This is a genomic window from Aeromicrobium sp., from assembly GCF_023146395.1.
In the GTDB taxonomy this organism is placed as follows: domain Bacteria; phylum Actinomycetota; class Actinomycetes; order Propionibacteriales; family Nocardioidaceae; genus Aeromicrobium.
The window spans coordinates 252,345-273,849 of the sequence record NZ_JAGLCD010000004.1; the positions used below are offsets into that span (position 1 = coordinate 252,345).

Annotated in this window: 18 protein-coding genes; 9 read left to right on the top strand and 9 right to left on the bottom strand. The window is 71.2% G+C overall.

Annotated elements, in window-relative coordinates; genetic code table 11:
- The first annotated feature begins 8 nt into the window (after positions 1-8).
- The gene (gene coaE, locus KAG51_RS03250) at positions 9-623 is read left to right on the top strand and encodes a dephospho-CoA kinase (protein ID WP_290580571.1); all 615 of its coding nucleotides are present in this window, start codon (positions 9-11) and stop codon (positions 621-623) included.
- On the opposite strand, the gene KAG51_RS03255 is transcribed toward coaE, so the two are convergent.
- The 3 genes from KAG51_RS03255 to KAG51_RS03265 all read right to left on the bottom strand — a co-directional run bounded on the left by KAG51_RS03255 (position 620) and on the right by KAG51_RS03265 (position 5,144).
- Positions 620-1,567: a sigma-70 family RNA polymerase sigma factor gene (locus KAG51_RS03255; RefSeq protein ID WP_290581245.1), complete on the bottom strand. Its 948-nt coding sequence runs from the start codon at positions 1,565-1,567 to the stop codon at positions 620-622. The two genes, coaE and KAG51_RS03255, sit on opposite strands and share 4 nt — an antisense overlap.
- A 125-nt stretch (positions 1,568-1,692) precedes the next feature.
- Positions 1,693-3,837 carry a S9 family peptidase gene (locus KAG51_RS03260; RefSeq protein ID WP_290580573.1) on the bottom strand — a complete coding sequence of 715 codons (2,145 nt, stop codon included), beginning with the start codon at positions 3,835-3,837 and terminating at the stop codon, positions 1,693-1,695.
- Positions 3,834-5,144, bottom strand: coding sequence for a DNA polymerase IV (locus KAG51_RS03265; protein ID WP_290580575.1), 1,311 nt, complete (start codon positions 5,142-5,144; stop codon positions 3,834-3,836). The genes KAG51_RS03260 and KAG51_RS03265 overlap by 4 nt, the downstream gene beginning before the upstream one ends.
- A 90-nt stretch (positions 5,145-5,234) precedes the next feature.
- Between KAG51_RS03265 and KAG51_RS03270 the strand changes: the two genes are divergently transcribed.
- From KAG51_RS03270 to KAG51_RS03280, 3 genes are all read left to right on the top strand, one after another.
- A complete protein-coding gene (locus KAG51_RS03270) occupies positions 5,235-6,326 on the top strand; it encodes a DUF4192 domain-containing protein (protein ID WP_290580577.1) in 1,092 nt (363 codons plus the stop codon).
- A gap of 20 nt (positions 6,327-6,346) precedes the next feature.
- The gene (locus KAG51_RS03275; RefSeq protein ID WP_290580579.1) at positions 6,347-7,819 is read left to right on the top strand and encodes a glutamate--cysteine ligase; all 1,473 of its coding nucleotides are present in this window, start codon (positions 6,347-6,349) and stop codon (positions 7,817-7,819) included.
- A 117-nt stretch (positions 7,820-7,936) separates the two neighbouring features.
- Positions 7,937-9,361, top strand: a complete 1,425-nt coding sequence (locus KAG51_RS03280) for an RNA polymerase sigma factor (protein WP_290580581.1) — start codon at positions 7,937-7,939, stop codon at positions 9,359-9,361.
- 79 nt (positions 9,362-9,440) lie between these two features.
- Here the strand turns inward: KAG51_RS03280 and KAG51_RS03285 are convergent, their stop codons facing one another.
- Both KAG51_RS03285 and KAG51_RS03290 read right to left on the bottom strand, forming a co-directional pair.
- A complete protein-coding gene (locus tag KAG51_RS03285; protein ID WP_290580583.1) occupies positions 9,441-9,635 on the bottom strand; it encodes a DUF6458 family protein in 195 nt (64 codons plus the stop codon).
- A 161-nt stretch (positions 9,636-9,796) separates the two neighbouring features.
- A complete protein-coding gene (locus KAG51_RS03290) occupies positions 9,797-10,024 on the bottom strand; it encodes a hypothetical protein (protein WP_290580585.1) in 228 nt (75 codons plus the stop codon).
- 192 nt (positions 10,025-10,216) lie between these two features.
- On the opposite strand from KAG51_RS03290, the gene KAG51_RS03295 reads away from it, so the two are divergent.
- On the top strand, positions 10,217-12,277 hold the full coding sequence (locus KAG51_RS03295; protein WP_290580587.1) for a DNA topoisomerase IV subunit B: 2,061 nt from the start codon (positions 10,217-10,219) through the stop codon (positions 12,275-12,277).
- Here KAG51_RS03295 and KAG51_RS03300 read toward each other — a convergent pair.
- Positions 12,244-13,626 (bottom strand): PH domain-containing protein, encoded by a 1,383-nt coding sequence (locus KAG51_RS03300; RefSeq protein WP_290580589.1) that lies wholly within the window; start codon positions 13,624-13,626, stop codon positions 12,244-12,246. The genes KAG51_RS03295 and KAG51_RS03300 overlap by 34 nt on opposite strands.
- Entirely contained in the window at positions 13,610-14,113 is a 504-nt protein-coding gene (locus tag KAG51_RS03305; RefSeq protein ID WP_290580591.1) for a PH domain-containing protein, read from the bottom strand. The genes KAG51_RS03300 and KAG51_RS03305 overlap by 17 nt, the downstream gene beginning before the upstream one ends.
- Positions 14,114-14,375: 262 nt before the next feature.
- On the opposite strand from KAG51_RS03305, the gene KAG51_RS03310 reads away from it, so the two are divergent.
- From KAG51_RS03310 to KAG51_RS03320, 3 genes are all read left to right on the top strand, one after another.
- The gene (locus KAG51_RS03310) at positions 14,376-14,576 is read left to right on the top strand and encodes a hypothetical protein (protein WP_290580593.1); all 201 of its coding nucleotides are present in this window, start codon (positions 14,376-14,378) and stop codon (positions 14,574-14,576) included.
- A 76-nt stretch (positions 14,577-14,652) separates the two neighbouring features.
- Entirely contained in the window at positions 14,653-18,207 is a 3,555-nt protein-coding gene (gene smc, locus KAG51_RS03315) for a chromosome segregation protein SMC (RefSeq protein WP_290580595.1), read from the top strand.
- On the top strand, positions 18,204-18,656 hold the full coding sequence (locus KAG51_RS03320) for a thioesterase family protein (protein WP_290580597.1): 453 nt from the start codon (positions 18,204-18,206) through the stop codon (positions 18,654-18,656). The genes smc and KAG51_RS03320 overlap by 4 nt, the downstream gene beginning before the upstream one ends.
- A 3-nt stretch (positions 18,657-18,659) precedes the next feature.
- Here the strand turns inward: KAG51_RS03320 and KAG51_RS03325 are convergent, their stop codons facing one another.
- Both KAG51_RS03325 and KAG51_RS03330 read right to left on the bottom strand, forming a co-directional pair.
- A complete protein-coding gene (locus tag KAG51_RS03325; protein WP_290580599.1) occupies positions 18,660-19,544 on the bottom strand; it encodes a M56 family metallopeptidase in 885 nt (294 codons plus the stop codon).
- Positions 19,541-19,915 carry a BlaI/MecI/CopY family transcriptional regulator gene (locus KAG51_RS03330; RefSeq protein WP_290580601.1) on the bottom strand — a complete coding sequence of 125 codons (375 nt, stop codon included), beginning with the start codon at positions 19,913-19,915 and terminating at the stop codon, positions 19,541-19,543. The genes KAG51_RS03325 and KAG51_RS03330 overlap by 4 nt, the downstream gene beginning before the upstream one ends.
- A gap of 132 nt (positions 19,916-20,047) precedes the next feature.
- Here KAG51_RS03330 and KAG51_RS03335 point away from each other — a divergent pair, with 132 nt between their 5' ends.
- Positions 20,048-21,490 carry a cytochrome ubiquinol oxidase subunit I gene (locus KAG51_RS03335; RefSeq protein ID WP_290580603.1) on the top strand — a complete coding sequence of 481 codons (1,443 nt, stop codon included), beginning with the start codon at positions 20,048-20,050 and terminating at the stop codon, positions 21,488-21,490.
- Positions 21,491-21,505 lie beyond the last annotated feature (15 nt).

Genomic DNA, 21,505 nt, shown 5'->3' on the forward strand with positions numbered 1-21,505 from the left:
GCCACCCCATGGGCCCCGCACGTCACGGTGGAGTCGTCCGCGTCGGCCTGACCGGCGGTATCGGCTCGGGCAAGAGCACCGTCAGCGCGCTGCTGCGCGACCACGGTGCCGTCATCGTCGACTACGACCAGATCGCGCGTGAGGTCGTCGAGCCCGGGACCCCGGGCCTGGCCGCGATCGTCGAGCGCTTCGGCCCCGAGGTCCTGGGGGCTGACGGCTCGCTCGACCGGCCGGCCCTCGGTGCGATCGTCTTCGCCGACGAGTCGGCGCGACGCGATCTCGAGGCCATCACGCATCCCGCGGTCAGGGCACGCGCGGCCGAGCTGGAGGGGCGCGCCGGGCCCGGCGACGTCGTGGTGCACGACATCCCGCTCCTGGCGGAGTCAGGTGAACGCGGGCCCTACGACGTCGTCGTGGTCGTCGACGTCCCCCGCGAGGTGCAGGTCGACCGGCTCGTGCGCGACCGCGGCATGTCGCTCGACGAGGCGCAGGCCCGCATCGGCGCGCAGGCGTCCCGGGACGACCGAGCCGCTGTCGCCGACGTCATCGTCGACAACAGCGGCTCCCTCGAGGAGCTGACCGCCAGGGTGCGTGACCTGTGGCGGGAGCTCTCGGCCGGTTAGGCCGCCAGGTCGGGGTCGGCGATGCGACGCAGGGTCGCCAGCGCCTCGCGCTCGAGCTGACGCACCCGCTCGGCACTGATGCCGTGCCGCTTGCCGATGTCGGCGAGCTTCTGCTGACGACCGTCGAGCAGGCCGAAGCGGGAACGGACGATGTCGGCCTCACGGTCGCCGAGGTGGTCGATCAGACCGCCGAGCAGCTGTCGGGTGGCATCGGACATGACGCTCTCGTCCGGCCCCGGCGCCTGCTCGCGGGCGATCAGGTCACCCAGCGAGGTGTCGCCGTCGTCGTCGACCGGCGTGTCGAGGCTGACGTGGTCGCGGCCCCAGGCCATCAGGTCGATGACGCGGTCGACGTCCATGTCGAGCACGATCGCGATCTCGGCCGGATCCGGGTCGTAGCCGAGCTCGCGCTCCAGGTTGCGACGTGCCGCCGTGACCTGGTTGAGCTCCTCGACGACGTGCACGGGGAGCCGGACGACGCGGGCCTGCTGCGCGATGCCGCGCGTGATGGCCTGACGCACCCACCACGTGGCGTACGTCGAGAACTTGAAGCCCTTGCTGTAGTCGAACTTCTCGACCGCGCGGATCAGGCCCGTGTTGCCCTCCTGCACCAGGTCGAGCATCGGCATCGCCGAGCGACCGTACTTGCGGGCGATCGACACGACCAGGCGCAGGTTGGCCTGGATGAACTCCTGCATCGCGTGCTCGCCCTCGGCGGCGATCCACTCGAGCTCCTCCAGGCTGGCGCGCTTGGGCGCTCCGCCCTTGGCGCGGCCGACGCGGCCGTTGTCGATCAGGTGCTGGGCGAACAGACCCGCCTCGATCGTGCGGCTCAGCTCGACCTCACGCTGCGCGTCGAGGAGAGGGGTCCGTGCGATCTCGGCCAGGTACATGCCGACGCTGTCCTTGTTCTCGGACTCGCGGACTCGGGTGTCCGTCTTCATGCTCATGTGCGCCTCCCAATGGTGGGTCTGTACGGGGTCAACGCACGGGGTGTCCGGAGGATTCCACTCTCAGTCTGTTCTTAGGCCGGAATTTCCGGCGTGTCGCGGCTCACGGAGGTCGTGGTTCACGCCGGTCGCGGGGCCGCGGTGTCGATGATCCACGCGAGCTCGAACGCCCGCTCGCGCCAGGAGTCGTAGCGACCGCTCACGCCGCCGTGGCCGGCGTGCATCTCGGTCTTGAGCAGGATCGGTGCGTCACCCGTCGTGGTGGCGCGCAGACGGGCGACCCACTTGGCCGGCTCGACCACGCTGACGCGCGTGTCGTGCAGGCTCGTGACCGCCAGGATCGCGGGATACGGGCGGGCGGCCACGTTCTCGTAGGGCGTATATGACTTCATGTACGCGTAGACGTCCAGGTCGTGCAAAGGATCGCCCCACTCGTCCCACTCGATGACGGTGAGCGGCATCGACGGGTCCAGGATCGTCGTCAGGGCGTCGACGAACGGCACGGCGGCCAGCACGCCGCGGAAGGCGTCCGGCGCCAAGTTCGTGACCGCGCCCATCAGCAGGCCGCCGGCGCTGCCGCCCTCGGCGACCAGGCGGTCGTGGCTGGTCCACCCCTCGGCCACGAGGTGCTGGGCCGCGGCGACGAAGTCGGTGAACGAGTTCTTCTTGTGCAGGAGCTTGCCGTCGTCGTACCAGGAGCGCCCCATCTCACCGCCACCGCGGACGTGCGCCACCGCGAACACGAATCCGCGGTCCAGCAGCGACAGCCGCGCGACCGACAGGCCCGGGTCGATGCTGATCTCGTAGGCGCCGTAGCCGTAGAGCAGCGCGGGCGCGGTGCCGTCGCGCGGCGTGTCGGCCCGGGCGACGATCGAGACCGGGATCAGGGTGCCGTCGTCGCCCGTGGCCCAGGACCGGTGCTGGACGTAGTCGGCCGGGTCGTACCCGCCGAGAACCTCGGCCTGCTTGCGCAGGACCGTCTCGAAGGTGTCGGGATCGAGGTCGAGCACGGCCGCCGGGGTGACGAACGAGCCCACGCCGATCCGCACCAGCGGCTGGTCCCACTCGGCGTTCGCCCCGAGGCCGGCGGAGAAGAGCTCCTCGTCGAACGGCACCTCCCGCAGGGGACCGAACCCGCCGGGCTGCGCGGGGTCGATCGACGCCACGCCGATCCGGGTCAGCGCGGCGCGGCGGTAGGACACGAACAGGTGCCGCGCGAACACGTCGACGTCCTCCAGGCGCAGGTCGGGCTGCGCCGCCACAACGACCCGGCCGACGCGGGCGGAGGCCAGGGGGGTCGTGAGGACCGGCTCGAGGTCGGTCGCGACGAGCTCGAAGTCCGGAGCGCCGTCGTTGTGCAGGACCAGCAGCACGTCGGTCCCGCCCACGACGGCGTGCTCGATCGAGTACTCGACGCCTGTGCTGCGCTCGAGGACGACACGGAACTCGCCCTCGGGGTCGTCGGCCGGGAGCAGCCGGGACTCGCTCGTGATCTTGGACGACGCGCCGATCACGAGGTACTTCTCCGACTGGGTGCGCCCGACGCCGGTGAAGAAGCGCTCGTCGGCCTCCTCGTGCACGAGCACGTCCTCGCTGACCGGTGTGCCGAGGCGGTGTCGCCAGACCCGGTGGGGCCGCCACGCGTCGTCGACGGTCGTGTAGAAGACGTGGGTGCCACCGGCCGACCACGTCGCGCCGCCGCTCGTGCCGGGGATCTCGTCGGCCAGGTCCTCGCCCCTGCGCAGATCCTTGAACCGGATCGTGTAGCGCTCGTCGCCGGTGGTGTCGGTCGAGTAGGCCAGCAGCGTGTCGTCGTCGGTCAGGCTGAAGGCGCCGAGCGAGAAGAACTCGTGCCCCTCGGCCAGCGCGTTGGAGTCGAGCAGCACCTGCTCGCCGGGAGCCTCGACACCGGCCTCGATCTCCGGCGGGTCCCAGTTGTCGGGGGTGGCGGGACAGCGACTGCGGATCGCGTACGACAGGCCCTCGACGGTGCGGCTGAAGTACCACCAGTCACCGTGGCGCACCGGGACCGAGAGGTCGGTCTCGCGCGTACGTGCCTTGATCTCGCCGAAGACCGTCTCCCGCAGGTCCGCGAGGTGGGCGGTGCGCGCCTCGGTGTGGGCGTTCTCGGCCTCGAGCAGCGCGCGGACGTCCGGATCCTCGACGTCCCGCAACCACTCGTAGTCGTCGACGAACTCGTCGCCGTGAAAGCGCCGGACGGTCGGTCGGACGTCGGCGAGGGGGGCGTCGTGGGATCCGGTCATGGCTCGACGCTACTGACGAACGGGCGGACCGACAGGGCGGGGTCGTCGACCGGAAAGGTCTTGACCGGCCCCGACGGGGACTCGCGCGTCTCGAACCGCACCGTGACGCGGCCCAGTCCGGACCCCCAGACCCAGCCGTCGCCGTGCTCGGCGTGCGTGACGTCCTCCCCGGGGGTCCACCCACGGCGCCGTCGACGCTCGTCGCGCGAGGGCAGAGGACCCAGGTCCTCCTCGGTCTCGGGCGGCGTGAACAGGTCGTCCTGGACCCAGTCGGCCAGACCGCTGACGCCCACCCCGAGCAGCCGGAGACCGCCGCCGAGATCCTCGGCGTCGAGCAGGCGGCGAGCCGTCTCGGCGAGGACGCGTCCGCTGTCGGTCGGCCCGCTGAGCGTCGTGGACCGGGTGTGCGTCTCGAAGTCGTGGTAGCGCACCTTCAGCGTCACGGTGCGGCCGGAGAGGCTGTTCGCGCGCAGGCGCTGGCCGACACGCCTCGCCATCTGCTCGGCGATCTCGCTCAGGAGCGTGCGGTCGACCAGATTGGTCTCGAACGTGTCCTCGACGCTGACCGACTTGGTCTCGCGGGTCGCCTCGACGGGACGGTCGTCGTCGGCGCGGGAGAGGCGGTAGAGCGACTCGGCCGAGGACGCCCCCACGTGAGCCCCGAGATCGTCGACCGAGAAGCGTCGCAGGTCCTCGACCGTCGCGACACCCAGGCGTCGCAGACGTTCGGCGGTCGCCGGCCCGACCCCGGGGATCGCGGTGACCTGCATGGGGCCGAGCACGTCGGCCTCCGTGCCGGGCTGCACGACGAACGCGCCGTCCGGCTTGTTGATCTCGCTGGCGATCTTGGCCATGAGCTTGCTGGAGGCGACGCCGACCGACGCGGTCAACCCGTGCGTCAGCCGGACGACGTCGGCTCGGAGCGTCGCGACCAGCTCGTCGACGTGACGGGGGTCGAAGGTCTCGCCCGCCGCGAGGTCCACGAACGCCTCGTCGAGCGAGAGCGGCTGCACGACGGGGGAGAGCTCGCGCAGTCGGGCCATGACGATGCCGCTGGCCTCGCGATAGGCCTCGAAGCGCCCACCGAGGAAGGCCGCGTGCGGGCACCGGGCCCGAGCCTCGGCCGCGCTCATGGCCGATCTGACCCCGAACTTCCGCGCCTCGTAGGACGCGGTCGACACGACGCCACGGGCCCCGACCCCACCCACGACGACCGGCTTCCCGCGCAACGACGGCTTGTCGCGCTGCTCGACGGAGGCGAAGAAGGCGTCCAGGTCCAGGTGCAGGATCGACGCCGTGGACCGCATGGACCCATTGTCGCCGTCCACAGGCGCGCGGCATCCACAGGCGTCGTCGAGCACCTGTCGCCGATCGCGTCAGCGACCGAGCGTGGAGTCATGAGCAGACGACCTTCCACTCGACCGACCGCCCGCCCCGATGGGGAGCCCGACTCCGTCTTCACCGCCCACGACGTCGCCGACGTGCTTGCGACCGTCCCGACGATGTTCGGCTTCCGGCCCGCCGAGTCCTTCGTCGCGATCGCGACCTACGGGCCTCGCCGCCGCTTCGGCTTCTCCCTGCGGCTCGACCTGCCCGATCTCGACCAGGCCGATGCCGCCGCGGACGTGGCGGTGCAGCACCTGCGGCGCCAGGGCGCGGACGGCGCGATCCTGCTCGGGATCTCGGAGGACCACGAGCGTGCGGAGGCGGTCGTGCGGGCCGGGCTCGCGCGGCTGGAGCCCGACATCACGCCGGTCGTGGTCGCCTGGGCCGACGGCCAGCGCTACTGGGAGCCGCTGCCGCGCTTCCCGCGGCGCGGTGTCAGGTACGAGGCCCCGGCGCACCACGAGGCCGTCGTCCGGGCCGTCGCGGCCGGCCAGGAGGTGCTGGCCGACCGCGAGCAGCTCGTGGCGCGGTTCGCCGGGTGCACCGGAGCGGTCCTCGACACCATGGCGGACGCGACGGAGGCCGAGCTCGACCGGATCCTTCGGCTGTTCGGCGAGAACCCGACCGACTCCACGCTCGTCGGCGCCGCGATGAGCGAGCTCGATCCGATCCTCGACCGCGCCCTCCACGAGCAGGAGCGGCTGCACGACCGGGAGGTGGCGGTGATCTCCCTGTGGTGCGCGTCGGTCATGGTCCGCGACGAGCTGATGTCGCGGATCAACCGCGACACCGCGCGCGACTGGCTTCGGGTGCTGACCGACGTCTCCGGGCGCGTGGTCGCTCCGTTCGTGCCCTCAGTCCTGTGCCTCGCGGGGTTCGCGGCGTACCTGACCGGCGACGGCGCCCAGGCGGTCATCGCCCTGGAGCGGTCACTGAAGGCCGATCCGCAGCACCGCCTGAGCCTGCTGCTGATGCAGCTGATCCAGGGCGGGGTCTCGCCGGAGCAGTACGAGGCGATGGGCGAGATGACGATCGTCGAGGCCCAGAAGGATCGGGCCGAGCGCGAGCGCACGTTGCGTCTCCTGCGGGAGCGCTCGGCCTGACCCCGCCCTACGCTGTCGGCATGGGTCAGGACGTCGACCACCAGGAGTTCACCGGCGAGGACCGCCGGCGCTACCGCGCCAAGGTCCGCCGCTGCCTCGACGTGCTCGCGCGCATGCTCACTGATCGCGACTTCTCGGTCGGTGAGCCACTGGTGGGCATCGAGATCGAGTTCAACCTGGCCGATGCCACCGGCGACGCCGCGATGACGAGCGCCGAGGCCCTCGCGGCGATCGCCGACGACGACTTCCAGACCGAGCTGGGTCGCTACAACATCGAGATCAACGTGGCGCCGACGCCCATCGCCGGCGATGGCCTCGTCGAGCTCGAGACGACGCTCCGCACCGACCTCAACGAGGCCGAGCGCAAGGCGTCGGCGACGGGGTCTGGCCTGGTCATGGTCGGGATCCTGCCGACCGTGGGCGAGGCGCACTTCTCCCGCGAGGCCATCGCTCCCGATCCGCGGTACAGCCTGCTGAGCGATCAGATCCTGGCGGCGCGGGGCGAGGACATCGAGATCCTGATCGACGGCGTCGACCGGCTCGAGCTGCGCACCGACACGATCATGCCCGAGGCGGCCTGCACGAGCACCCAGCTCCATCTCCAGGTCGAGCCGGACCGCTTCGCCGCCGTGTGGAACGCGGCCCAGGTCATCGCGGGCGTGCAGGTCGCGGTGGGGGCGAACTCGCCGTTCCTGCTGGGGCAGCGGCTCTGGCACGAGACCCGCATCCCGTTGTTCGAGCAGTCCACGGACACGCGCAGCGACGAGCTCAAGACGCAGGGCGTCCGGCCCCGGGTGTTCTTCGGCGAGCGGTGGATCACCTCGGTGTTCGACCTCTTCGAGGAGAACGTGCGGTACTTCCCGGCCCTGCTGCCGATCGTCGAGGACGAGGACCCCGCCGAGGTCATGGCGTCCGGGGGCGTCCCGGAGCTGGCCGAGCTCCGGCTCCACAACGGCACCATCTATCGCTGGAACCGGCCGATCTACGACGTCGTCGACGGCGCGCCGCACCTGCGGGTCGAGAACCGGCTGCTCCCGGCGGGCCCGAGCGTGATCGACACCGTGGCCAACGCGGCACTCTTCTACGGCCTCGTCGCGGCGATGTCGGTCGCCGAGCGCCCCGTCTGGTCCCGGATGCCGTTCGCCGTCGCCTCGGACAACTTCTACGCCGGGGCTCGCCGCGGCATCGAGGCCGATCAGCGCTGGCCGGGCATCGGCGCGGTCCCGGTGCGCGACCTGGTGCTGCACCACCTGCTGCCGGTCGCCGCCGAAGGCCTCGACCAGCTGGGGGTGTCGTCCGCGGCCCGCGACCGGTACCTCGGGGTCATCGAGCAGCGATGCGCCCGCGGGGCCAACGGTGCCACCTGGCAGATCGAGGCCGCCGAGTCGTTCGATCGCGGCGGTGACCCCACGGTGGCGATGCGCCGCCTGGTGACCGCGTACCGGGAGCACATGCACGGGGGAGAGCCGGTTCACACCTGGCCCGTTCCCTGAGCTGCTCCGCGAAGTGCGGTGTCGGGGTCATGGTGTTTGCCGAGACATGGCAGACTGGACCCAGAGGTTGACCAGAGGTCTCCTTGTCGCGCCCTTGAACCGATCGAGAGGTGGAACATGCCGGTCAATCCAGCTGCTTCAGCCGTCAAGACGGTGGGCCGGCTCATTCCCAAGACGCTCAAGGACGCCGCGGCTGCGGCGACCTCGGGGGCTCCCGACCACGTCGAGGCTCCTGACTCCGATCCGTCCCGTTCGACCCCGGAAGACACCGTGACGAAATCCTCCTCCGCCTCGACGAAGGCACCTGCCACCAAGGCTCCCGCGACCAAGGCGCCCGCGAAGAAGGCGCCGGCGAAGAAGGCACCTGCTGCCAAGAAGGCGCCCGCGAAGAAGGCCGCGTCGACCACGCAGGAGATCAACGTCGAGATCACCGACAGCGAGGTGGTCGTCGAGGTCGGGGAGCCCGTCGCGGTGGACGAGAACGGCAAGAAGATCCTGCCGGACATCTCCGACGAGCAGTTCGTCAAGGACGTCAAGAACGACCCGACGATCAAGGAGGACGAGCAGTCCGCCTTCACGCTCAGCGCGGCCGACGAGTCCGACGAGCCGGTCCAGCAGGTCATGGTCGCGGGTGCCACCGCCGATCCGGTCAAGGACTACCTCAAGCAGATCGGCAAGGTCTCGCTGCTCACCGCCGGCGAGGAGGTCGAGCTCGCCAAGCGCATCGAGGCCGGTCTGTTCTCGGAGGAGAAGCTGGCCGCTGGCGGTCGCATCTCCGACAAGGTCCGCGAGGAGCTGGAGTGGATCGTCGTCGACGGTCGCCGCGCGAAGAACCACCTGCTCGAGGCCAACCTGCGTCTCGTGGTCTCCCTGGCCAAGCGCTACACGGGTCGCGGCATGTTGTTCCTGGACCTGATCCAGGAGGGCAACCTCGGTCTGATCCGCGCCGTCGAGAAGTTCGACTACACCAAGGGCTTCAAGTTCTCGACCTACGCCACGTGGTGGATCCGCCAGGCCATCACGCGCGCGATGGCCGACCAGGCCCGCACGATCCGCATCCCGGTGCACATGGTCGAGGTCATCAACAAGCTCGCCCGCGTCCAGCGGCAGATGCTCCAGGACCTGGGCCGCGAGCCCACCCCGGAGGAGCTGGCCAAGGAGCTGGACATGACGCCCGAGAAGGTCGTCGAGGTCCAGAAGTACGGCCGTGAGCCGATCTCCCTGCACACGCCGCTCGGCGAGGACGGCGACAGCGAGTTCGGTGACCTGATCGAGGACTCCGAGGCCATCGTCCCGGCCGACGCCGTCTCCTTCACGCTCCTGCAGGAGCAGCTGCACGCGGTCCTCGACACGCTCAGCGAGCGTGAGTCGGGAGTCGTCTCGATGCGCTTCGGCCTGACCGACGGCCAGCCCAAGACCCTCGACGAGATCGGCAAGGTCTACGGCGTCACCCGTGAGCGGATCCGTCAGATCGAGTCCAAGACCATGAGCAAGCTGCGGCACCCGTCGCGCTCGCAGGTCCTGCGCGACTACCTCGACTGAGTCACGCAGTCCCCAGCGCAACGACGAAGGCCCCGGTCCACTGGACCGGGGCCTTCGTCGACGTGCGCGACGTGCGTGCTCAGCGCGGGGGCGGCAGCTCGTCGCGACCGCGGCGCTGACCGTTGACGATGAGCGAGATCGCCAGTCCGATGGCGCCCACCACGAGCAGGATGTACCCGACCATCGTCAGGTCCACCGCCTCGATCGAGTCGCGGACGGCGAACGCGAGAATCGCGCCGACGGCGAGCAGGAAGAGTGATCCGCCGATCTGCATGGTGCCTCCAGGTGTCGGCCGCGGGGGAGCGGCGTCGGTGTGCAACCCCTCGACGGTGGCACGGGTGCGCGCGCGCCGCACCTCGGGCGACGCAGAGACGACGAGCGCCCCGGACCATCAGGTCCGGGGCGCTCGTCGTCGAGTCAGCGGGCGGGGGCGGTTCAGGCCTCCGCGTCGACTCCGGTGGCGGGCGTGGCCGCCAGCTGTCCGGACTCGTCGTGGATGGATGCGGCGACGTCGCGCAGCTTCTCCTCGTACGCGCGAGCGTGGTGGGCGCAGAACAGCAGCTCGAGCCCGCTCGAGAGCTCGACGCGGACGTAGGCCTGCGCGCCGCAACGATCGCAGCGGTCGGTGGCGTTCAGCGCGGGGCGTTCAGCAAGTGCCGTCACGGTGACCTACTTTCCTTCGGGGGTTTTCGTGCTCTGTGCCGTCAACATCATTTCACGGACTGGCATTCCGCGCGGGTGGTGGTGACGTACGTCATTGATACTGCCTGAGGCGGTCAACTTCGCGGTCGCCACGCGGTCCCGCGTGTCACATCCACATGACGTCGTGAGGTCTCGCTAGATTGGCGGCAGCGCTTGACTGCTCCGGGCACGGGCGCGCCCGCACGACCGAGGAGACCCGCCATCAGCACGTACGACGCCCGCAACCTGCTCGTCCTCGAAGGGCTCGAGGCCGTCCGCAAGCGGCCGGGCATGTACATCGGCTCGACCGACACCCGCGGCCTGATGCACTGCCTCTGGGAGATCATCGACAACTCCGTCGACGAGGCCCTCGCCGGGTTCGGCGACAAGATCCAGGTCGTGCTGCACCCCGACGGCTCGGTCGAGGTCCACGACAACGCCCGCGGCATCCCGGTCGACCTCGAGCCCAAGACCGGGCTGACCGGGGTCGAGGTCGTGTTCACCAAGCTGCACGCCGGAGGCAAGTTCGGCGGGGGCGCCTACAACGCCTCGGGCGGCCTCCACGGTGTCGGTGCTGCCGTCGTCAACGCGCTCTCCGAACGTCTGGACGTCGAGGTCGACAAGGGCGGCGCCACCTGGGCCCAGACCTTCCGTCGCGGGGCGCCCGAGGGCAGCCTGAAGAAGGTCGGCAAGGTCGCCAAGTCCCGCACCGGAACCCGCGTCCGCTACTGGGCCGACCCGCAGATCTTCATCAAGGGCGCCGCGTTCTCCTACGACGACCTCACGCGCCGCGCCCGGCAGACCGCCTTCCTCGTGCCCGGCCTGGAGATCGCGATCCGTGACGAGCGAGGCCCGGACGTCGTGGAGGAGTCGTTCAAGCACGACGGGGGCATCGCCGAGTTCGTCGAGTACCTCGCGTCCGACGAGGCCGTCACGAACGTGCTGCGCCTGCAGGGCGAGGGCACCTTCACCGAGACGGTGCCGATGCTCGACGCCAAGGGTCACATGACCCCCCAGGACGTCGACCGGACGCTCGGCGTCGACGTCGCCCTGCGGTGGGGCACGGGCTACGAGACCGATCTGCGGTCGTTCGTCAACATCATCTCCACGCCCAAGGGCGGCACCCACGTCCAGGGCTTCGAGCGCGGCATGACCAAGACCTTCAACGAGGTGCTGCGGGGGACCCGGCTGCTCAAGAACGGCGATCCCGACGTCATCAAGGACGACGTCGTCGAGGGCATGGCCGCCGTCGTGACGGTGCGACTCGCGGAGCCGCAGTTCGAGGGGCAGACCAAGGAGGTCCTCGGCACGCCGGCCGTCACCCGGATCGTGCAGAAGGTCGTCTCCGACGAGCTGCGACGTTTCCTGACCTCGACCCGCGGCGCCGAGAAGGCGACGGCGCGCCTGGTCATGGAGAAGGTCGTCGGGGCCTCGCGCACGCGGCTGATGGCGCGTCAGCAGCGCGACACCCAGCGACGCAAGAACGCCCTGGAGTCCAGCGCCCTGCCCGCCAAGCTCGCCGACTGCCGCAGCAACGACGTCGAGCGGTCCGAGCTGTTCATCGTGGAGGGCGACTCGGCGCTCGGCACCGCCAAGAGCGCACGGGACTCCGCGTTCCAGGCGCTGCTGCCGATCCGCGGCAAGATCCTCAACGTCCAGAAGGCCTCGATCGGCGACATGCTGAAGAACGCCGAGTGCTCCTCGATCATCCAGGTCGTCGGCGCGGGTTCGGGCCGCACGTTCGACCTCGACGCGGCCCGGTACGGCCGCATCATCTTCATGGCCGACGCCGACTCCGACGGTGCGCACATCCGGTGCCTGCTCGCGACCTTGTTCTTCCGGTACATGCGCCCCCTGGTCGAGGCCGGTCGCGTCTACTCCGCCGTGCCCCCGCTGCACCGCATCGAGCTGTCGAACCCCCGAAAGGGGCAGGAGAAGTACCGCTACACGTACACCGACGCGGAGCTGCAGCGATCCCTGGCGGAGCTGCGCAAGAAGAACCTGGGCTGGAAGGACCCGGTCCAGCGGTACAAGGGTCTGGGCGAGATGGACGCCGATCAGCTGGCCGAGACCACGATGGATCCGCGCCACCGCACGTTGCGCCGGCTCACGGTCGACGACGCCGAGGAGGCCAGCGAGGTCTTCGAGCTGCTCATGGGCTCGGAGGTCGCGCCGCGCAAGGACTTCATCGTGGCCGGCGCCTACGAGCTCGATCCCGATCGCATCGACGCCTGATCGGCCGAGGCGCGCGAGCGGCGGGAGGCCTCCACCGCCACGGTGAACGCCTCGGCGCGCCGCAGGTGTGGTCCGGCTACGTCGACCGGACCGTCGGGACTGTGCACCGCCACGGAGGCGACGCCGAGTCGCCGCTGCAGCGGACCCTGCTCGACCGCGACCGACTGGTTCTTGCGGTGCGGCACGATGCTCGTGCGCCGCGTGAGCCAGCCGTGACGTGAGACGACGGCGACGTCGTCCATACCGATCCACCGGTAACGCCAGCCGATCGGCGCGAAGACCCAGCTCGCGCTGCTCGAACGGTGGCGGTCCTGGACCTCCTCGATCGCGCCCGGCACCAGCAGGTCCACGACCCGCTGCGCGAGCCAGGGGTCGGCGATCGGCAGGACCGTCGCGGCCTTCTCCCGGTCACCGGCGTCGCCCGTGCCGCCGGTGCCGGCGACCGAGACGAGCGCGCGGCGCCAGCCCAGCTGGCGCCAGATGATCGGCTCGACGACGGCCACGCCCTGGACGCGGTCGAAGGGAACGGTCTCGGAGGTGCGGCTCAGCAGGCCACGCTCGATCCGCAGCCCGTGCGGGACGCGGCTGAGCCGATAGCCCCACTGGTCCAGGACCCGTCTCCCGACGATCTGGAACGCCCAGAAGGCGGCGCCGACGACACCGCCCAGGGCGGCGACGGGCGCCGCGAACCAGACCGACGCGATCAGGGCCCCGACGGCCACGATCACGGCCCCCGCGAGCTCCAGCGACAGCAGGGTGCCGACCAGGACCCGCGACGGGGGGACCTCGGCGACGACCTCGCCCTCGCCTGCGGCCGCGGGTGCGGGCGGCGCCGCGAGGGGCGAGTCGCCGGAGTCCACCTCGCCGGTCGTGGCGGCGTGGGCACGCCGAAGGAGCAGCGCGCGCAGCTCGTTCGCGCGCGCCAGGGTGAGGTACCGCACCGTCGTGCGGGACTCCGAGCCTCCCGCCGAGTCCAGGTGGAGCTCGGCCAGGCCGAAGACCCGGGCCACCAGCGGCTCGTGGATGTCGACCGACTGCAGACGTTCGAACGGGACGCGACGGGACTTCTTCCACAGGATGCCGCTGTCGACCCGGGCCTCCTGGTCGTCGATCACGAAGGTCGTGAACCGCCACGAGAGCCAGCCGATCAGACTCCCGAGCACCAGACCGCCGCCGGCAGCCGCGGGCAGGCCGAAGATGCCCCACCCGCCCCGGCCGCCGTCCTGGAACAGCGTGCTGACCAGGCCGACGACGGCCGCCGCGGACCACCCGAGTCCGAGGACGACCGCGGTCAGCGGGTGGGTGCGCTGGCCGACGGCGAGCGTCGCGTGGTCAGAGCCCGGCGCCACGTGACTCACCCAGCTCGGTCAGGCGCTGGCGCAGCCGCAGGGCCTCCTCGTGCGGGACACCGGGCACGGTGGAGGCCGTCCGCGTGCTCGCGGTGTGCAGGCTCACGGAGGTGAAGCCCAGTCGCCTCGCCAGGGGGCCGGCCTGGAGGTCGACGAACTGCATCCGGCCGTAGGGGACCGAGACGACGCGGCGGAAGGCGATGCCGCAGCGCACGACCAGCTCCTCGTCCTGCTCGCGGTAGCCCCAGGAGCGGCGGTTGCGCGGGGCCCACCACGCGAGCCAGCTCACCACCAGGACCGCCAGCGCGACCGGCAGGGTCAGCCACCACGCGGACAGCGCGGTCGTGGCGACGATGCTCGTCACGATCGCGAGGACGAGCGCGAGCACCGCCACGGTCACGAGGGAACCGACGAGCAGCCGAGCCGTCGCCAGCCGCGGCGAGATCGGGGTCCATCCGGCGTCTCCGGAGTCGAAGGGGTCAGCCATGCCCTCAACCTACGCCGGGAGGTCCCGCCTGAGACCTGCGACGACCGTCGCGGCGTCGACGGCCGTTGGACGGACCGTCTGCCGGGCCGTTTGACGGGGGTGAACCCGCGGTGGGACACTGGGAGACGCGGGAATGTCGTCCCGCCCTGCGGGCGCCCGACCGGCGCTCCTCTCGCTGTGGTCACCCCGGCTCGTCCGGAGGTCGGCCGTGGCGGACGCTGGCTCACCTCGCTCGGCTGATCAGAAAGCGTGGAGGATCTCCATGGCCAAGGCACTTGTCGGTTACCTCGGCGGCCCCACCGCCGCCCAGTCCCACCAGACGGCGCTCCTGAAGCGTCGTATCGCCGATCTCGAGGCCGAGGTGCTGCGTCTCAAGATCGAGAACGACGGGCTGCTCACGGCCCTGCACGACCAGGTCGACTCCGTGAGCCCGGCCGACCTGCTCGAGCCGGTCTCTCGCTGAGTGCCGCTGCGGCACTAGGGTGGCTCCCACCCGTTCGACCCCTGTGGTCGCCCCCTGACGTGATCCTGGAGCCGCCGTGTACCTGAAGAGCCTCACGCTCCGCGGGTTCAAGTCGTTCGCGTCCTCCACGACCCTGGAGCTGGAGCCGGGCATCACGTGCGTCGTGGGCCCCAACGGCTCGGGCAAGTCCAACGTCGTCGACGCCCTCTCCTGGGTCATGGGAGAGCAGGGCGCCAAGTCGCTGCGAGGCGGCAAGATGGAGGACGTCATCTTCGCGGGCACGTCCGGCCGGGCCCCGCTGGGCCGGGCCGAGGTCGTGCTGACGATCGACAACTCCGACGGCGCGCTCCCGATCGAGTACAGCGAGGTCACGATCTCGCGCACGATGTTCCGCAACGGCGGCTCGGAGTACGCGATCAACGGCAACACGGTCCGTCTGCTCGACGTCCAGGAGCTCCTGAGCGACTCCGGCATCGGTCGCGAGATGCACGTCATCGTGGGCCAGGGCCAGCTCGACTCGGTCCTGCGCGCGACGGCCGAGGAGCGACGGGGGTTCATCGAGGAGGCCGCTGGCGTCCTCAAGCACCGCAAGCGCAAGGAGAAGGCGGTCCGCAAGCTCGAGGCGACGCAGGGCAACCTGACGCGGCTGGCGGACGTGCTCAACGAGCTGCGTCGCCAGCTCAAGCCTCTGGGACGCCAGGCCGAGGTCGCTCGTCGTGCCGCGGTGATCCAGGCCGACGTCCGTGACGCCCGGGCCCGGCTGCTGGCCGACGACGTGGTCAACGCCCAGCAGGTCATCGCCACCGAGCTCGCCGATGAGTCGGCCCTGCGGGAGCGGCGCACCTCCGTGGAGACGGCGATCGCCCACGCGCGGCAGGCCGAGACCGAGCTCGAGGACCGCCTCCGGGACGACTCGCCGCGACTGTCCGCGGCACAGGAGGCGTGGTACGCGCTCTCCGGGGTGCGCGAGCGGCTGCGCGGCACGGCCGGGCTCGCCACCGAACGGGTGCGGCTGGCGGCCGTCGAGGGCGACGACCAGCACCACGGACGAGACCCCGACGAGCTCGAGGCCGATGCGCGCCGGGCGCAGGAGCAGCACGGGGTCCTGGCTCGCGAGGTCGAGGTCGCCACGACCCGCCTGCAGGAGGCTGTCGCCGCACGCAGCGAGGCCGAGGCCGCCTACACGACCGAGGAACGGCGCATCGCCGGCCTGCTGCGCGCCGCGGCCGACCAGCGCGAGGGCCTGGCGCGTCTGCACGGTCAGGTCAACGCGATCCGCCTGCGTGCCGAGGCGACCGACGCCGAGCTCGGCCGCCTCACGGCGGCGCGGGACGACGCCGTCGCCCGGGCCGACGCCGCCCAGCAGGAGTTCACGGCGCTGGAGACCCAGATCGCCGGCCTGTCGGCCGGCGAGTCGGGCCTGGACGAGCGGCTCGCCGCGGCAGAGTCCGAGCTCGGCGGCATCGACGCCGAGGTGGCCGAGATCGTCATGACGGTCCAGGCCCTCGAGCGGGGCGAGGCGGCCCTGGCGGCCCGCAAGGAGGCGCTCGAGATCGGTCTGGCGCGCAAGGACGGCGCCGGCGCGCTGCTCGCCGCGTCCGACGAGCTCAGCGGTCTGCTCGGATCGGTCGCGGCGCTGCTGACGGTGCGGCCCGGGTACGAGGCCGCGATCGCCTCGGCCCTCGGGTCGGCCGCAGATGCCGTCGCGGTCGATCATCTCGACACCGCGGTGGACGCGATGGAGAAGCTCAAGAGCGAGGACCTCGGTCGCGCCGGACTGCTGCTCGGGGCCGCAGGAGCCGGAGCCGACGCCGGCGGCGACTCCGGCTGGCCGGGGCTGCCCGACTTCGCCACGTACGCCGTCGACGTCATCGACGCACCCTCCACGCTGGAGAACGCCCTGCGACGGCTGCTGTTCAAGGTCGCCGTCGTCGACGACCTCGACCGCGCGAGGGCCCTCGTGCGCCAGGCCTCGGACGTCACGGCGGTCACCCGTGAGGGCGACATGCTCGGCGCGCACTTCGCTTCCGGCGGCTCGACCTCGACCGAGAGCCTGATCGAGGTCAAGGCCGCGGTCGACGAGGCGGTCGCCGACCTCGAGCGCACGCGCCACGACCTGGAGCGCTCCCGGTTCGCCCAGCAGGGCCTGGCGGACCGGCGGCAGAAGGCCCAGGCCGCGGTCGACGCCGTGCTCGAGCAGCTGCACGAGTCCGACGCCGAGATGGCCGCGGTCGCCGAGTCGCTCGGGCGTCTCGGGTCGTCGGCGCGGGCCGCGCGCTCCGAGGCCGAGCGCCTGGAGCACTCGATCGCCGAGGCCACCGCCTCGCAGGAGCGCGACCTCGACGGGCTCGCCGAGCTCGAGGACCGCCTCGCGCAGGCGGAGTCCGCGCCCGAGCACGAGCCGGACACGACCGAGCTGGAGGCCTTGGCCGAGGCTGCGTCGACGGCGCGGCGCACCGAGACGGAGGCTCGTCTGGCGCTACGCACGAACGAGGAGCGCGCGCGGGCCCTGGAGGGTCAGGTCACCGCGCTCGTCGAGTCCGCCGAGGCCGAGCGGCAGGCGCGGCGCCGGGCCGCGGAGCGCCGGGAGCGTCAGGTCCGCGAGGCGGAGGTCGCCCGGGTCGTGATCGCCGCGACCGACCAGGTGCTGGTCCACCTCGGTCTCTCGATCGATCGAGCCGCGACACTGCGCACCGAGATCGAGCAGTCGCGCGCCAGCAGCGAGGCCGAGCTGCGCGAGGTGCGCACCCGGCTCCGCGGGCTGAGCGAGGAGCTGGAGGCCCTCAAGGACTCGGTGCACCGCGACGAGATGGCGCGGGCCGAGCTGCGCATGCGCCTGGAGGCGCTGGAGACCCGGTCGTTGGAGGAGCTCGGCCTCGAGGTCGAGGCGCTCGTGGCCGAGTACGGACCCGAGGTGCCGGTGCCGACCCACGACGACGAGGGGGAGCCGCTCGACCCGCGACCCTTCGTCCGCGAGGAGCAGGCCAAGCGGCTGCGCGCGGCCGAGCGCGGCCTCGCGATGCTGGGCAAGGTCAACCCGCTCGCCCTGGAGGAGTTCAGTGCCCTCGAGGAGCGCCACCAGTACCTGTCGGACCAGATGGCCGACCTCAAGAAGACCTCCGCCGACCTCATGGCGATCGTCGAGGACGTCGACGCCACGGTCGAACGGGTCTTCACCGAGGCCTGGTACGACGTCGAGCGCGAGTTCGAGGACGTGTTCAGCCGGCTCTTCCCCGGCGGTGAGGGCCGACTGATCCTCACCGATCCGCAGAACATGCTCCTCACGGGCATCGACGTCGAGGCCCGGCCGCCCGGCAAGAAGGTCAAGCGTCTCTCGCTGCTCTCCGGCGGCGAACGCTCCCTCGTCGCCGTCGCCTTCCTGGTGGCCCTGTTCAAGGCCCGGCCGAGCCCCTTCTACATCCTCGATGAGGTCGAGGCCGCCCTCGACGACACCAACCTGGGCCGCCTGCTGGAGATCTACGAGGAGCTGCGCGCCAACTCCCAGCTCGTCGTCATCACGCACCAGAAGCGCACGATGGAGGTCGCCGACGCTCTGTACGGCGTCTCGATGCGCGGCGACGGTGTCTCGGCGGTCATCAGCCAGCGCCTGCGGGAACAGGAGCCCGTGTGAGCGAGCCGGCCGAGGTCGACGACCCGTCCACGCGCCGGCGCGACGACTATCCGGCCCTGCGGCGCATCACGACCCGGTGGGAGGACGAGGACGTCTACGGTCACGTCAACAACGTCGTCTACTACTCGTACTTCGACACGGCGGTCAACGCCTTCCTGATCGAGGCCACCGGCACCGACACCCGCCGGCTGCCGGCCTACGGCGTCGTGGCGGAGACGAGCTGCCGGTTCCTGCGCGAGCTGCGCTTCCCGGCCGATGTCGAGGCGGGGCTGCGGGTCACCCGGCTCGGCTCGTCGAGCGTCGTCTACGAGATCGCCCTGTTCCAGGGCGACGCCGAGTCGCCCGCAGCGCTCGGCCGATTCGTCCACGTGTACGTGACCGGGGAGCAGCGCTCCGTCACCCCGGTGCCCGACGTGATCCGAGCGGTGCTCGAGCCTCTGACCGGCTGAGGCTCAGCCGAGCAGGACGTCGAGGGCGTGCGCGATCCACGGCACGGCCAGCAGGACGGTCGGTGCGACGAGCACGACGACCGAGATCGTCCAGGCCAGGGTCGTGGCCCACCACCGGGTCGGCGGTTCCTGCAGGCGTTCCAGTCGGAGCAGGGCCTCGCTGCCGACGCCCATGGCCCCGGCCGGGGCATGACTGCCGGCAAGCGTCACGATCGCGCCGGCGAGGGCACGGTCACCGGTGACGCGGCGGGCGGCGTCGTCGGCGAGGAGCTCGACCAGGACGCGGCTCTGCGCGAGCGGCGCATCGGTGCGCAGGAGACGCGGGTACGCGGCCCGCAGGAACTCGAAGCCCTCGAGCACGAGGTCGTGTCGAGCGCCGACGTGGGCCCGCTCGTGCGCGAGGACCGCCCGCAGCTCCTCGTCGTCGAGGCGGTCGATCGTGCCGCTGGAGACCACGACCCGGGCCTGGGTGCGATCGGGGAGGCAGTAGGCCACGAGGGACTCGTGCTGCAGCACGCGCAGCGCGGGCAACCGGCCGTCGGGCTCGCCCAGGAGGTCGACGAGCTCACGCTGACGACGGCGACGGGCGCCGGTGCTGCGCCACACCGTCCAGACCGCCCACCAGAAGCGCGCCCACACGAGCACGCCGACGAGCAGGACCAGCACGTGGAGCACGACGCGCCAGGCCGCCGGGTCGTCCTGGGACACGAGCCAGAGCGCCGTCGAGAGGCCGGCGCCCGAGATGGCGAGGATCGCGGCGAGGGCGAGCGACTGCCACATCACGATGGCGGCCGCGGGGGAGCGGTAGGGCCAGGAGGAGCGCGCCAGCAGGGCCGGGACGGGGAGCGCCAGCGCCACCCCGATCAGCCCCAGCAGGAGAGGTGTCACACCCCGTCGAGCGCCCGTCGCAGGGCGGCCGCCTCCGCCGGGTCGACCGACCGCGCGAAGTGCACGAGCGCGGACGTGCGGTCGCCGGAGGCGTCGAGGGCGGCATCGATGAGCTCGGCCGTGGCCGACTCGCGGGTCTGGCTCGGGGTGTAGCGGAAGGCGCGTCCGTCCCGCTCGCGGTCGACCATCTCCTTGGCGCCCAAGCGGTCGAGCACGGTCATGACGGTCGTGTAGGCCAGGCCTCGGCCCTCGCCGGTTCCGGCCTCCAGCGCGTCCTGGACCTCGCGCACCGACATCGGACCGGAGGCGTCCCACAGCACGTTCATGATGGCGCGCTCGAGCTCTCCGGGGCGGGTCGTGGATCGGGTCACGGTCCAAGTCTACTACGTGACGTAGGACTCACCGGTGTGGGCTTCGTCGCGCCCCCGCTCGTGTACTACGATCCGTAGTAGTTACTACGCAACGTAGTAGTTCGACCCTCGAGACGCCGGGAGTGGGACCACATGGAAGCGCTCGACATCGCCCGGTGGCAGTTCGGCATCACGACCGTCTACCACTTCTTCTTCGTGCCCGTCACGATCGGTCTGATCTTCCTGGTCGCGATCCTGCAGACGTGCTGGCACCGCACGGGGGACGAGCGCTATCTGCGACTCACCCGCTTCTTCGGGAAGCTGTTCCTCATCAACTTCGCGATGGGCATCGTGACCGGCATCGTGCAGGAGTTCCAGTTCGGCATGAACTGGAGCGACTACTCGCGCTTCGTCGGGGACGTGTTCGGGGCACCGCTCGCGATCGAGGGCCTGCTGGCGTTCTTCATGGAGTCGACGTTCCTCGGGCTGTGGATCTTCGGGTGGGACCGGCTCAAGCCCTCCCTGCACCTCGCGACGATCTGGATCGCCGCGATCGGCACTGTCTTGTCGGCGTACTTCATCCTCGCCGCCAACTCGTTCATGCAGAATCCCGTGGGCTTCGCGTTCAACGCCGAGACCGGTCGCGCCGAGCTGACCGACTTCGTGGCGGTCATGACGAACCCGGTCGTGCTCGCGACCTTCCCGCACACGATCTTCGCGTGCTTCATGGTCGGCGGAGCCCTCGTGGCCGGCGTGAGCCTCTGGCGGATGATGCGCCACCCGGGCGAGGACGGTGTCGACGGGGACGGGGACGGGGATGCCTTCCGGATCTCGTTCCGCCTCGGTGCGGTGTTCCTGCTCGTCGCCGGGCTCGGCACGATGATCTCCGGCGACTTCCAGGGCAAGGTCATGACCGAGGTCCAGCCGATGAAGATGGCCGCGGCCGAGGGACTCTACGAGGACGAGGCTCCCGCGGCGTTCTCCGCCCTCACGGTCGGGACGCTCGACGGGTCCGAGCCGGTCCTGGAGATCAAGGTCCCGCACCTGCTCTCCTACCTCGGGACCGGGACGTGGGACGGCGAGATCCGCGGCATCAACTCGCTGCAGGCCGAGTACGAGGAGCTCTACGGGCCCGGCGACTACGCCCCGAACATCCCCGTGACCTACTGGACGTTCCGGGCGATGATCACGGCGGGCGGGCTCTCGATGGCGCTCGCGGCCTGGATGCTGTGGGCGACCCGTGGGGGCCGCACGCCCTCGCGCCGGACCTTCACGGGTCGGTGGATGCTGCGCTGGGCCGTGGTGCTGCCGTTCCTGCCGCTCGCGGCGAACTCGTTCGGCTGGATCTTCACCGAGATGGGGCGCCAGCCGTGGCTCGTGTTCGGCCTGCTGCCGACGTCCGCCGGGGTGTCACCCAGCGTGTCGGCCGGGACGGTCCTGATGAGCCTGATCGGGTTCACGGCCCTGTACGGGGTCCTGGCGGTGATCGAGATCAAGCTCCTGCTCCGCACGATCCGTCAGGGCCTGCCGGCGGCCGATCCGCCGCGGCCCGAGCCCGACCGCGATCCCGACGCACCGCTCGCCTTCGCCTACTGACCCGACCGAACCTGG